This is a genomic window from Mesorhizobium sp. L-8-10, assembly GCF_016756635.1.
In the GTDB taxonomy this organism is placed as follows: Bacteria; Pseudomonadota; Alphaproteobacteria; order Rhizobiales; family Rhizobiaceae.
In genome coordinates this window covers 4105344-4118701 of record NZ_AP023263.1, presented here as the reverse complement: position 1 = coordinate 4118701, position 13358 = coordinate 4105344, and the positions used below count along the sequence as shown (strand labels likewise).

Here is a 13358-nt window from a genome sequence, read left to right as displayed (position 1 = left end):
CTGTCACATGATTTCGCTTGAGCCAGGGATCGCGCCCTCTCGGCTCCCGCGTTGACGATTGTCCGTCATGCGTCGGACCTCGCTTCCGTTCCCTCGATTACAGATTTTGCGAGGGGCATGGCCGCAGCGAGCAGGATACCGGCCAGCGCGCCGATCGAAACATGCCATGGCGAGCCGACGATCCGGTAGGCGACGACAGAGGCGACCGCGCTCGCCAGCACCACGGGCAGCCATAGCGTCCGCTTGCGAAACCCCATGACGAGCCCGAGGAAATAGATGGGAAGCAGGAAGTCGAGGCCGAGCGCATGGCTGTCGGCGATAAGACCGCCGAAATAGGCTCCTGCTCCGGTTTCGGCGACCCAGAACAGCCACCATGGGACGCCAATGCCGAGATACCATGCAAAGCTCAGTCGCTTGTCATTTCCAAGGCGGCGTTCGGCCTCGGCGAATTGCGGATCCGTGAGGAGGAAGAAGGCGATCGCTTTCTCTACCAGAGGCCAATCGCGGATCTGCCGGCCGAAAGCGGCGGAATAGAGCACATGCCTGAAGTTGACGGCAAATATGGAGAGCACGACCAGCCAGGGCGCGACCTTCTGGCCGAACAGGTCGATGCCCACCATCTGGCTGGCGCCGCCGTAGACGAGCGCGCTCATCAGCATGGCTTCGGCCGCGGAGAAGCCATTGTCGACGGCCAGCGCGCCGAACAGCAGCCCGAAAGGGGCCACAGCGACAATGATGGGAACGCCTGCGCGGGCGCCGGCCAGGAACTCGCTCCTGAGGGCTTCCATTCGGAGTGTCGATTTCAGCATGATGTATCCGGGAAAGACTAGGTGGACCCGCCTGCCCTGTCACACGAATTCCCTTGAGGATGCTATCAGCAAAAATGATCGGCCCTGTTCAGAGGCTTGGTCCCACTCTCTCGAACCACTGGTTTTCGTCGATCACTTCGATGCCTAGTTCCGTCGCCTGCTTGAGCTTGGAACCGGCGCCCGGGCCGGCCACGACGAGGTCGGTCTTTTTCGACACCGATCCGGCGACCTTGGCGCCCAGCCGCTCCGCCATGGCCTTGGCCTCGTCGCGCGACATGCGCTCCAGCGCGCCGGTGAAGACAACCGTCTTGCCGCTGACAGGTGAAGACACATCACCGACGCGCTCCTCGTCGAGCACCGTCACCTCGGCCAGCAGCGCGTCGACTGCGTCAAGATTATGCTGCTCGCCGAAGAACTCGACGACGGCCTCGGCCACGGTCGCCCCGATACCGTTGACCCCGTTGATCTCCTGCCAGGCGACGTTGCCCTTGTCGCCTTTCTCCACCGGGATCTCGGCCGACTTGCCGGCTTCGACCAGTGCGGCGAAACTCACGAAATGACGCGCAAGCCGCTTGGCGTTGGTCTCGCCGATGTGACGGATGCCGAGCGCGTAGAGGAAACGCGAGAACTCGATGTTACGGCGCTCGTCGATCGCCGCGAACAGCTTGCGCACCGAGACGGTGCCGAAACCGTCGACATTTTCGAGCTTGGTCAGCGAATTTTCCTGCCGCGCCTTCAGGGTGAAGATGTCGGCGGGGGCGCGAACCGATAGCGCCGGATCCTCGGAACTGAAGAAGAACTCGATCTGCTTTTCGCCGAGCCCCTCGATGTCGAAGGCGTTGCGCGACACGAAATGTCTGAGCCGCTCGACGGCCTGGGCCGGGCAGATCAGGCCGCCCGTGCAGCGCCGCACCGCCTCGCCGTCTTCACGCACCGCATGGCTGTCGCAGGCCGGACAACGGTCGGGAAAGACATAGGGCCGGGATTCGGCTGGCCGCTTTTCCGGGACGATGTCGAGAATCTGCGGAATGACGTCGCCGGCCCGCTGGACGATCACGGTGTCGCCGACGCGGATATCGCGTCCCTCGCGGATCGGCAGGCCGTTATTGCCGATGCCCCTTATATAGTCCTCATTGTGCAGCGTCGCGTTGGTGACGACCACACCGCCGACGGTCACCGGTTCCAGCCGTGCCACCGGCGTCAGGGCTCCGGTGCGGCCGACCTGGATGTCTATGCCGGTGAGCACCGTCATGGCCTTCTCGGCAGCGAATTTGTGCGCCGTCGCCCAGCGCGGGCTGCGTGAGCGGAATCCGAGCCGCTCCTGCAGGTCGAGCCGGTCGACCTTGTAGACGACGCCGTCGATGTCGTAAGGGATCTCGGCGCGCTCGGCCTCGATGGCGTGGTAGCGGGCAAGGAGCTCTTCGACCGACCCGCAACGGGCCATCCTGTCGTTGATGCGGAACCCCCAGTCGCCGAAGCGACTGACCACGTCATACTGGGTCTTGCCCAGGGGCTCGCTCGTCTCGCCCCAGGCATAGGCGAAAAAGCGCAACGGTCTCGACCTGGTGATCTCGGGATCGAGCTGGCGCAGGCTTCCGGCGGCCGAGTTGCGCGGATTGGCGAAGACGCGGCCGGTCTCGGCCATGCGCTGGTTGAGTTCCATGAAGTCGTCGCGACGCATATAGACCTCGCCCCGCACCTCGACGACATCGGGGGCGTCGGACGGCAGGCGCTCGGGAATCTCCTTGATGGTGCGGATGTTGGCGGTGACGTTTTCACCTGTCGTGCCGTCGCCGCGCGTCGCCGCCGTCACCAGCCGGCCGCGCTCGTAGCGCAGCGACATCGACAGGCCGTCGATCTTGGGCTCGGCGGTGAAGACCAGCTCGTGGTCGGGAGGATAGGCGAGAAAGCGCCGCACGCTGGCGACGAAATCGCGCACATCGTCATCGGAGAAGACGTTGTCCAGCGACAGCATCGGCCGCGCATGCACGACCTGGCTGAAGGTCGCCGCCGGTGCGGCTCCCACCTTCTGCGACGGCGAATCGCCACGCACCAGTACGGGAAAGCGCGCTTCGATTTCCGCATTGCGAATCCGCAGCGCATCATAGTCGGCGTCGGAGATCACCGGGGCGTCTTCGCGGTGGTAGTGCCGATCATGTTCGGCGATCTCGGCGGCGAGTCGGGCGAGTTCTTCGGCCGCCTCTTCGGGCGTGAGTTGATCGACGGGCTTCAGCGCGAGGCTCATAGGGCGAATCCGGAAATGGCGGTCGTCGGAACGGACTATGATCGCCGGTCGCGACAGGATTCAAGAGGCGGCGAGATAGCTCCTGCCACTCACTCGGCGGCAGCCGTGTTCTCGCGCAGCAGGCGGTCGGCGGCGGCACGCGCTTCGTCGGTGATGGTGGCGCCGGCCAGCATGCGCGCGATCTCCTCCTGGCGGGCGCCGCGGTCCATCTCGGCCACCCCGGTCGCTACCTTGTCGGCGCCACCTGACTTCGAGATCAGGTAGTGCGTATGGGCACGGGCCGCGACCTGCGGCGCATGGGTGACCGACAGCACCTGGACGCGTTGCGACAGCCTGGCGAGGCGCTGGCCGATGGCATCCGCGACGGCGCCGCCGACGCCAGTGTCGATCTCGTCGAAGACCAGCGTCGGGGCGGAGCCGCGATCGGCGAGCGCCACCTTCAGCGCCAGAAGGAAACGCGAGAGCTCGCCGCCGGAAGCGACCTTCATCATCGGACCGGGCCGCGTGCCGGGATTTGTCCGCACCCAGAACTCGATCTGGTCGATCCCCTCCTCCGCGCGGTTCTCGGCATCGCTGGTGAATTCGACGATGAACTCCGCGCGTTCGAGCTTCAGGGCGGGAAGCTCCGCCATCACGGCGCGCGCCAGCACCACCGCCGCGGCCTTGCGCTTCTCGGAGAGACGCGCGGCGAGTTCGTCATAGACGTCGCGCGCAGTGGCGGCCTGCTTCTCCATGACATGCAGCCGCTCTTCGCCCGCATCGAGATCGGCAAGGTCGGCGGCCATGGTGTCGCGCAACCGCGCCAGATTGTCGACCGGCACGGAGTGCTTGCGCGCTGCCGCGCGCAGCGCGAACAGCCGCTCCTCGGTCCGCTCGAGCTTCTGCGGGTCGTACTCGGTGGCGCGCAGCGCGGCGGCCACGCTCGACTGCGCGGCATCGAGGGCGATCAGCGCATCGTCGAGGGCCTTGAGCGCATCGTCGAGCAGCCCCGGCGCCTCGCCGGCCTTGCGCTGCAGGCGCCGCATGAGGCTGGCGAGCAGCGGCGACGGCGCCGACGACCCGGACAAGACCTCATTGGCGTCGTTGATGTCGGCAGCGATCTTTTCCGCCCGCATCATGGCGGCGCGGCTCTCGGCAAGTTCGGTCTCTTCGCCCGGCTGCGGATCGAGCTTCGACAGTTCGGCGAGCGAGGCACGCAGATAGTCGGCCTCGCGCGCCGCCGCCTCGACCCTGGCGCGGTGCTTCTTCAGCTCCTGCTCGGCCGAACGCCAGCTCCGCCAGGCTTCCGCCGTGATCGCGGCATCGCCGGCATGGCCGCCGAAGGCATCGAGCAATTCGCGATGCGCCCCGGCGTCGACCAGGGCGCGGTCGTCGTGCTGGCCGTGGATCTCGACCAGGGCCCGGCCGACATCGCGCATCAGCGAGACGCTCGATGCCTGGTCATTGACGAAGACACGGGTGCGGCCGTCCGACGTCTGCACCCGGCGCAGGATGATGTCGCCGTCGTCGTCGATCGCGTTCTGAGACAGCAGGCTGCGCGCCGGATGGTTGCGCGGCACATCGAACACCGCCGTCACCTGGCCCTGCGTGGCGCCGTGGCGCACCAGCGAGGCATCGCCGCGGGCGCCGAGCGCCAGCGACAGCGAATCGAGGAGGATCGACTTGCCGGCGCCCGTCTCGCCGGTCAACACCGAAAGGCCGGCGGAAAAATCGATATCCAGCCGTTCGATCAGGACGATATCGCGGATCGACAGATGCGCCAGCATCGACGAGGTCGAATCAGGTCACGTGCCGAGGATCAGCGACCCGGCCTTGGATATCCACGAGCCCGCATTCTCACGCGGCTCCAGGCCGCCGCTCTGCAGGAGCTTGTAGGAATCGGCGTACCACTGGCTGTCCGGGAAGTTATGGCCGAGCACGGCGGCGGCGGTCTGCGCCTCCGAAGTCAGGCCCATGGCGTAGTAGGCTTCGGTCAGGCGCGCCAGCGCCTCCTCGACATGGCGTGTGTTCGGGTACTGCTCGACCACGTAGCGGAAGCGCTTGATCGAGGCGAGATATTCGCGGCGCTCCAGATAGTAGCGCCCGATCTGCATCTCCTTGCCGGCGAGCTGGTCGCGGGCGAAGCGGATCTTGGCCTTGGCGTCGTCGACATATTCGGATTCGGGCCAGCGGTTGACGACCTCTTCCATCGCCTCGATGGCGCGGCGCGACTCTTTCTGGTCCTGGGTGACGTCGCGAATCTGACGGAAGTAGGAAAGCCCGACGATGTACTGCGCATAGGCAGCGTCCGGGGTCGACGGATAGAGCTGGACGTAACGCTTGCCGGCGTTGATCGCCTCGTCATAATTGCCCTGCCGGTACTCGGCGAAAGCGCCCATCACCATCGATTTGCGGGCGAATTCCGAATAGGGGTGCTGACGGTCGACCGCGTCGAACTTCTTCGTGGCTTCCTTCAGACGCCCGGCTTCGAGATTGGCGAGGCCCTGGTTGTAGAGCGCGTCAGCCGGCTCGGTCCGCTCGACATAAGTGGCCAGATCGATGTCCGGTTCGCTCATGCAGCCCGCGGAGAAAAGCGGCAGCACGAGCACCGGCAGCGCACGCAGCGCCCACCGACGCGACTTGGCGGCATTGGCAAAAAACATAGTCGGTTTCCGCCCCTCCGGCGTCATCGAAAATCGCTAGCGTGTGGCAGCCATTAATCATACCCACCACGGCACGGCAACGCTATCAGCCCGCAATGGCGCTATTTTGTGGCGATGGCCGCCACATTCGTCACAAGCCTCGCAAAGTCGCGGCATTGTTGCCGGAACGACACGGGCCACGGGGCCCGTCACATCGCGAATCAGTGCGACGACGGCAGATGCGCCGATGCGCCGAGCCGCGAGCGCTCGCGCCCGGAACCTTCCACGATCTGATACGCCGAATGATCGGCCAGCAGCCGGCGCAGCGCCGTCGCGTTCAGCTTGTGGCCGCCGCGATAGGAGCGGAAGCAGCCGATGAAGCGGGAGCCAGCGAGCGCCAGATCGCCGACGGCGTCAAGCGTCTTGTGGCGCACGAACTCGTCGGGATAACGCAGGCCTTCCATGTTGATGACGCGGTGATCGTCGCCGATGACCACGGAATTCTCGAGCGACGAGCCGAGCGCGTAGCCTGCGGCCCACAGCCGCTCGACATCCTTCATGAAGCCGAAGGTGCGCGCGCGAGCGATCTCGCGGCGGAAGGTCTCTGCATCGAGATCGATCGCCAGTGCCTGGCGCCCGATCGCCGGGGTCTCGAAATCGATCTCCACCTCGAATCGCGTGCCCTCATAGGGCCGGAACTCTGCCCAGGAGCCGCCATTGTCGAGACGGACCGGCTTGAGGATGCGGATATAACGGCGCTTGGCCGAAAGCCGCTCGATCCCGGCCTGTTCCAAGGCGTCAACGAAGAGGGCCGCGCTGCCGTCGAGGATCGGCACCTCGCGCCCGTCTATGTCGATCGCCACATTGTCGATGCCGAGGCCGAGCAGCGTCGCCATCAGATGCTCGACGGTCGCCACATGGGCGCCTGCGAGATCGCCGAGCACGGTGGCGAGATCGGTCGCTGCGACTTCCGCGATCAGCGCACGGATGTCGACGGCACCGTTCGGACCCTGGCAGTGGAAGACGATACCGGTATCGGCGTCGGCCGGGCTGAAATGGATCGAGACGGACTTGCCGCTATGGACGCCTATGCCCGAGAGGGACACACGCGATTTGATCGTAGTCTGATGGTCGTACAAGTCGGCCCCCATTGCCCGTCCGGCTGAAACCCGGATCGTCGGGCGACGTCGGCTGTCAGGCTTTGATGTCTGCCGGCAGGACCTCTTCCCCAATACCCGCCACCGGCATTTTTACTTTCGTGCGGAAGATAGTCGCCGCCCGGAACCCCGCCAAATCACGGTTTCTTACTCCTTGTTACGGCGGCAACAACAGGCCGGAACGGGTCAAGCCGATGTTTTTTCTGGATTTTCAAAAGAACACGGGCGGACGCCGATGCACCCGCCCGTTAATCGTCATGGCCGTTCTGTGACCGTTCAGTTCGCTTGCCGGCGCAGGAAGGCCGGGATCTCGAGCTGATCGTCCTCCTGGGCCGCGCGCGGCTGAGGGGTGAGTCGCCCGTGCTCGTCGAGCTGGCCGCGGCGCGGCGCATAGATCTGCGCGTCCTGCGGGGCGAGACGGCGGGCCTCCGGAGCCGGCTGGCGCAGCTTCGGCTCGCGCGGCTGGGCGGGCTGCAGGCGGGCAGGCTCCTCCTCGCGGCGGGTGAGGCCGTTGGTGAGACGCTTCAGCAGCCCCATCGGACCGCGATCCTCCGGCTCGGCCGGCCGCGGTGCCTGGGCGGCCGCGACCTCGGCCTTCACCATCGGCGGGAAGTCCTCGACGCGCGGCATGCGGGGCGCGGGCGCCGGCGCGGGAGCTTCGCGCTGCTGCATGACCGGAGCCGGCTGAGCCGGAGCGGGCTGCGGCTGCACATGCTGGACCGGGGCGGCGGGCGCCTGGAACAGCTTGCTCTGCGGACGGAAGTCGTCGGCCGGCTGCGGCGCGACGCGCGGCTGGGCCATCTCGGCGGCGTTGGTTTCGGCCATGCGGATCGCCTCGGCGACCGGATCGGCGGCGCGTGGCTCCATGCGGGCTTCCTGGACGATCGGCTGCTGCGCCGGGCGCGGATCGGCGGGACGCTGCTGCTGTGTCGGCTTCGGCTGCTGACGGATCTGGATCGGCTGCGGCACGATATCGGCCAGCGCCTTGTCGATGCCGGTGGCGACGACCGAGACGCGGATCACGCCGTCGAGTTCCTCGTCGAAGGTGGCGCCGAGGATGATGTTGGCGTCCTGGTCGACCTCCTCGCGGATGCGGGTCGCGGCCTCGTCCACCTCGAACAGGGTCAGGTCACGGCCGCCGGTGATCGAGATCAGCAGGCCCTTGGCGCCCTTCATCGAGGTCTCGTCGAGCAGCGGATTGGCGATCGCCGCTTCGGCGGCGGCCATGGCGCGGCCCTCGCCCGAGGCTTCGCCGGTGCCCATCATCGCCTTGCCCATCTCGCGCATCACCGAACGGACGTCGGCGAAGTCGAGGTTGATGAGGCCTTCCTTGACCATCAGGTCGGTGATGCAGGCGACGCCCGAATAGAGCACCTGGTCGGCCATGGCGAAGGCGTCGGCGAAGGTGGTCTTGTCGTTGGCGATGCGGAAGAGGTTCTGGTTAGGGATGACGATCAGCGTGTCGACCGCCTTCATTAGTTCCTCGATGCCGGCATCAGCCGTCTTCATGCGGCGCTGGCCTTCGAAGTGGAAGGGCTTGGTGACCACGCCGACGGTGAGGATGCCTTTCTCGCGCGCCGCGCGGGCCACGACCGGTGCAGCACCCGTGCCGGTGCCGCCGCCCATGCCCGCGGTGACGAAGCACATATGGGTGTTGGACAGGTGGTCCATGATCTCGTCGATGCATTCCTCGGCAGCCGCGCGGCCGACCTCGGGCTGGGAGCCCGCGCCGAGACCTTCGGTGACATGCGCGCCGAGCTGGATCAGACGCTCGGCCTTCGACATGGTGAGGGCCTGAGCATCGGTATTGGCCACCACGAACTCGACGCCACGCAGCCCCGCCGTGATCATGTTGTTCACGGCATTGCCCCCGCCGCCGCCGACACCGAACACGGTGATGCGCGGCTTGAGCTCGGTGATATCCGGCTTCTGCAGATTGATCGTCATTGTCCTCGTCCTTTGCCTTTCCCTGCCGCTGCGCCGCTGCGGCCGCCTAATCTAGAAACTGTCCTTGAACCACTGACTCACGCGCTGGAACCGTCCCCCGGTGCCCGTCATGCGCATCCGGAAACCACCCTTGGCCTGGTTGGTCTCGAACGCAGCGACCTGCGGATAGATGAGCAGTCCCACGACCGCCGAGAATGCCGGCCCTTTGGCCGCCTCGGGCAGTCCGGCCACGCCGAGCGGCCGGCCGATACGAACGTTGCGGCCGAGGATGCGGCGCGCCGCCTCCGGCAGGCCGGCGAGTTGCGCGGCACCGCCCGTCAGCACGACACGGCGGCCGACCGCGCTGCCGAAGCCGGATGCCGCCAGCCTGTCGCGAACGATCTCGAGCGTCTCTTCGGTTCGGGCGCGGATGATGCGCGTCATGACCGAACGCGGTATCTGCAGCGGCACATCGGCATCCTCGCCGATCGGCTGCACGGTAACGACGTCGCGGTCGTCGGCGCTGCCGGGCAGGGCCGAGCCGTGCATGACCTTCAGCCGCTCGGCATCCTCCAGCCGGGTCGACAGGCCGCGCGCCAGGTCCATGGTCACATGGCTGCCGCCGAGCGGGACGGAATCGGCATGCACGAACTTGCCGTCGGAGAAGACCGACATGGTGGTGGTGCCGCCGCCCATGTCGATGCAGGCAGCGCCCATTTCGAGCTCGTCGTCGATCAGCGAGGCGAGGCCCGACGCATAGGGCGTGGCGACCAGCCGCTCGACCGACAGATGCGAGCGGTTGACGCAGAGCTCCAGGTTGCGCAGCGGCGCGGCGTCGGCGGTGAGCACATGCATGTCGACGCCGAGCGTGTCGCCGATCATGCCGCTCGGATCGCGCACGCCGCGCTCGCCGTCGAGCGAGAAGCCGGTGGCCAGCGAATGGACGACGTCGCGCTCGGATTTCAGCGCCTGCCTGGCGCCGGCGCCGAGCACGCGGGCAATGTCGCCGGCATCGGCCTCATGGCCGCCGAGATTGATGGTGGCCGAGAAGGTCTCGCTCTTCATGCGGCCGGCGGTGAGATTGACGATGAGCGAATCGACCGTGAGCCCGGCCATGCGCTCCGCCGCGTCGACCGCCAGCCGGATCGCCTGCTCGGCGCGGTCGAGTTCGATGATCACGCCGGATTTCACGCCCTGCGACTTCTGGTGGCCGATGCCGATGACCTGGGCGCGATGCGTGCGCCCCTTGAGCACCTGGCTGCCGTCCTGCGGCTTGAGCCTGGCGACGACGCAGCACACCTTGCTCGACCCGACATCGAGCACGGTGACCACGCCGGAGCGGCGCGAGGCATTGTTGGCCGTACCGCCGAGCCAGCTCATATCCTCTTCTCCGACCTGGCCTTGCGCCCCTTCGTCATGGCGGCGACCGCTTCGGCCCGGCGCTCGGCGGCTTCGGGCGTGAGCTGGACGACGACGCGATCGGAGAAGCGCAGGTCGACCGCGGCGATGTCGCGCGACAACAGCGCGTTGTCGCGATCCATGGCCAGAAGCTCGTTGATCGCCTCGTCCTCGCCATGCTCGGGCAGCTTCACGGTGACGCCGTTCTCGAGCCTGAGATCCCAGCGCCGCTCGGCGACGCGGATATAGCCCTTCACGCGCGCCGCGAGTTCGGGATAGGCCTTCACCTTCTTGACGAATTCCTGGCCGGCCTCGGCCGCGCCCTGCCCGATCACCAGCGGCAGCGCCATGTGGCGGCCGCCGTTGAAAGGCGCGATCACCCGGCCCGACGCCTCGACGACCGCAAGCTCGCGGCCATGCTGCCAGATGGCGAAAGGCTTGCGCTCCTCGATCTGAACTTCGAGCGCATTCGGATAGACCTTGCGCACCGAGGCGACCTCGACCCAGGGCAGCGAGGCGACCCGCGCCCGCGCCGCCTCGGCGTCGAAGCCGATCAACGAAGTCCAGCCGTCGAGCTCCAGCCGCTCGAGGATGTCGATCTCGGAGGTCTCGCGATGGCCGGTCACGCGCACCTGGTCGACGGCGAAGCCGGTGCGGGCCGTGACCGACTGCACCAGCTCGGGCATGCGGCCGCCCATATAGGCGCCGTAGAGCCCCGTCGCGGCGAAGAAGGCGGCGGTCATGATTGTGGCGGAGTAGCGCGGCGGCGTGATGTCGCCCTCGGTCAGGCGCGCGAAAAGGCGGGCCGGCCGGCGCAACAGCCGCGGCAGCACGTAACCTTCCGCCGAATAGGAGAAACCGAACAGGCCGGAGCGCGTGCCGCCCGCCCGATTCCGTCCTGACCTCAACGCAGACAAGAAGCGTCCTCCACCATCCAACTCAAAAGCTCGCCAAACGAATGTCCCGCCTGCTCGGCGATTTCAGGCACCAGCGACGTGGGCGTCATTCCCGGCTGCGTGTTGACCTCCAGCCAGATGAGCTCGCCATTCTCCGAATGACGGTCGTCGTAGCGGAAGTCCGACCGGGAGACGCCCCGGCAACCGATCGCTTGGTGTGCCTTGAGCGCCAGTGTCTGTATTTTTTGGTAAATATTCGGTGAAACTTTTGCGGGGCATTCGTGTTTTGATCCGCCCGCGACATATTTCGAGTCGTAATCGTAGAAGGAATGCCCCACCGGAACGATCTCGGTGACACCGAGCGCGACATCGCCCATCACCGCGCAGGTCAGTTCGCGGCCCGCCACGAACCGCTCCACCATAACGGTCGCCCCGTGACGCCAATCCGGCGAGGAGACGATCTGCGGCGGATGCGACTGATCCTCCTTGACGATGACGACGCCGAAGCTCGACCCCTCATTGACCGGCTTCACCACGTAAGGCGGCCTCATCGGGTGTTTACCCGATATCGAGAACCGGTCGACGACAACAGATTCGGCAACCGGAATGCCGGCGGCCTTCGCGACCTTCTTGGCTTGCTCCTTGTCCATGGCAAGCGCCGAGGCGAGCACGCCGGAATGCGTGTAGGGAATGGCGAGATATTCGAGGACGCCCTGGATCGTGCCGTCCTCGCCGAACGGACCATGCAGGGCATTGAAGGCGACGTCGGGCTTGAGCTCAGACAGGATCCGACCGACATCACGATCGACATCGACACGCGTGACCCGATAGCCCTCGGCCTCGAGCGCATCGGCGCAGGCCTTGCCCGAGGAAAGCGACACAGGCCGCTCGGAGGAAAATCCCCCCATCAGCACGGCCACGTGTTTCTTGTTCATGCCCCGTCATCCCCTGCGGCACGCTTCACCACGGTTTCCATGGATTGAGTCCGAGTCCTCCGGTGACCACCCCTCGCCGGACTGGACGCGGCCGCCGCGTCGAAACGACTCAAATCAGGAAACGCTGAAGTCCAAGGAATCAGAGACTGGATTCGCTGGCAAGCCTTTATGATTCCGCGTGATTCACTTTTTGGGTTTATTTGGACAAAGAGTGACCGGTGGGCGTGGGAGCACCCCTCATCCGACCGCGCTTCGCGCGGCCACCTTCTCCCACCACAAGGGGAGAAGGCCGGAGCCTGGCATTGCCGCCTCCGAAGAACCGGCCACGTCGGCGATCGGCGGAAGCGTTGCATCGCGCTCTCGCTTCTTCGGCGAGCCCGGGAAAGGCTCCAAGCAGTCGAATCGTAGACGGCGTTCGAACCAACGATTACAAACATGACCGTCATCCAGGTGCCGGCCATTCTCTCGCCATGCCGCATCAGCCCGTATCATCGAGAAATCGCCGCTTTGCGAGAGCCATGCGGCGCGCGCCGACCGATGCGGAGGAGAAGCTCTGGGCTGAATTGCGCGACCGGCGGCTCGACCGGATCAAGTTTCGCAGGCAGTTGCCTATCGGGAACTACATCGCCGACTTCGTCTGCCTCGACGCGAAACTCCTCATCGAGATCGACGGCAGCCAGCATGGGGAGTCGCAATACGACCGGGTGCGGGACGCCGAATTGAAGTCCAGAGGCTTTCGCGTGCTCCGCTTCTGGAACGATGACGTGCTGCGCGACCTGGATGCTGTTTGCGACACGATCATTGCTTATGTGCGGGACCAGAGCCTCGAGCCTTGGCGGTGAGATGCTGCGCGGCAACGCGAAGGTCAGCCCGCGGCCGACCCCTCATCCGACCTCGCTTCGCGAGGCCACCTTCTCCCACAAGGGGAGAAGGCTGGAGCCTGGCTTTGCCGTCGCTGCAAATCGCCAACGTTCGTGATTGGCCGAGATGTTGCCGCAGGCGCTCCCTTCTCCCACAAGGGGAGAAGGCCGGAGCGTGGCTTTGCCGTCGCTGCAAATCGCCAACGTTCGTGATTGGCCGAGATGTTGCCGCAGGCGCTCCCTTCTCCCACAAGGGGAGAAGGCCGGAGCCTGGCTTTGCCGTCGCTGCAAATCGCCAACGTTCGTGATTGGCCGAGATGTTGCCGCAGGCGTTCCCTTCTCCCGCAAGGGGAGAAGGCCGGAGCCTGGCTTTGCCGGCTCTGCAAATCATCGACGTTTCCGATTGGCCGGGGCCTTGCTGCAGGCGTTCCCTTCTCTCCTTGTGGGAGAAGGTGGCCTCGCCCGCGAGGGCGAGGTCGGATGAGGGGTAATTTTGAAGTGCGCCAGCCCT

10 protein-coding genes are annotated in these 13358 nt (G+C 66.0%); 1 reads left to right on the top strand and 9 read right to left on the bottom strand.

Annotated features, from left to right (window positions below; genetic code table 11):
- Positions 1-65 precede the first annotated feature (65 nt).
- The 9 genes from JN280_RS18935 to JN280_RS18895 form a co-directional block, all read right to left on the bottom strand.
- Positions 66-809 (bottom strand): AzlC family ABC transporter permease, encoded by a 744-nt coding sequence (locus JN280_RS18935; protein WP_202314274.1) that lies wholly within the window; start codon positions 807-809, stop codon positions 66-68.
- A gap of 88 nt (positions 810-897) precedes the next feature.
- Positions 898-3054, bottom strand: coding sequence for an NAD-dependent DNA ligase LigA (ligA, locus tag JN280_RS18930; RefSeq protein ID WP_202314273.1), 2157 nt, complete (start codon positions 3052-3054; stop codon positions 898-900).
- An 89-nt stretch (positions 3055-3143) separates the two neighbouring features.
- Positions 3144-4820 carry a DNA repair protein RecN gene (gene recN / locus JN280_RS18925; protein WP_202314272.1) on the bottom strand — a complete coding sequence of 559 codons (1677 nt, stop codon included), beginning with the start codon at positions 4818-4820 and terminating at the stop codon, positions 3144-3146.
- Between the two features lie 18 nt (positions 4821-4838).
- Positions 4839-5696 carry an outer membrane protein assembly factor BamD gene (locus tag JN280_RS18920; protein ID WP_202314271.1) on the bottom strand — a complete coding sequence of 286 codons (858 nt, stop codon included), beginning with the start codon at positions 5694-5696 and terminating at the stop codon, positions 4839-4841.
- 200 nt (positions 5697-5896) lie between these two features.
- Complete coding sequence (gene lpxC / locus JN280_RS18915) at positions 5897-6826, bottom strand: UDP-3-O-acyl-N-acetylglucosamine deacetylase (protein WP_202314270.1); 930 nt, start codon at positions 6824-6826, stop codon at positions 5897-5899.
- 282 nt (positions 6827-7108) lie between these two features.
- Entirely contained in the window at positions 7109-8779 is a 1671-nt protein-coding gene (gene ftsZ / locus JN280_RS18910; protein WP_202314269.1) for a cell division protein FtsZ, read from the bottom strand.
- Between the two features lie 51 nt (positions 8780-8830).
- Positions 8831-10138 carry a cell division protein FtsA gene (gene ftsA, locus JN280_RS18905; RefSeq protein WP_202314268.1) on the bottom strand — a complete coding sequence of 436 codons (1308 nt, stop codon included), beginning with the start codon at positions 10136-10138 and terminating at the stop codon, positions 8831-8833.
- Positions 10135-11073, bottom strand: coding sequence for a cell division protein FtsQ/DivIB (locus JN280_RS18900; RefSeq protein ID WP_202314267.1), 939 nt, complete (start codon positions 11071-11073; stop codon positions 10135-10137). Before JN280_RS18900 ends, ftsA begins: the two co-directional genes overlap by 4 nt.
- Positions 11061-11987, bottom strand: a complete 927-nt coding sequence (locus JN280_RS18895) for a D-alanine--D-alanine ligase (protein ID WP_202314265.1) — start codon at positions 11985-11987, stop codon at positions 11061-11063. The genes JN280_RS18900 and JN280_RS18895 overlap by 13 nt, the downstream gene beginning before the upstream one ends.
- Positions 11988-12457: 470 nt before the next feature.
- Between JN280_RS18895 and JN280_RS18890 the strand changes: the two genes are divergently transcribed.
- Positions 12458-12829 (top strand): endonuclease domain-containing protein, encoded by a 372-nt coding sequence (locus JN280_RS18890; RefSeq protein ID WP_202314263.1) that lies wholly within the window; start codon positions 12458-12460, stop codon positions 12827-12829.
- Positions 12830-13358 lie beyond the last annotated feature (529 nt).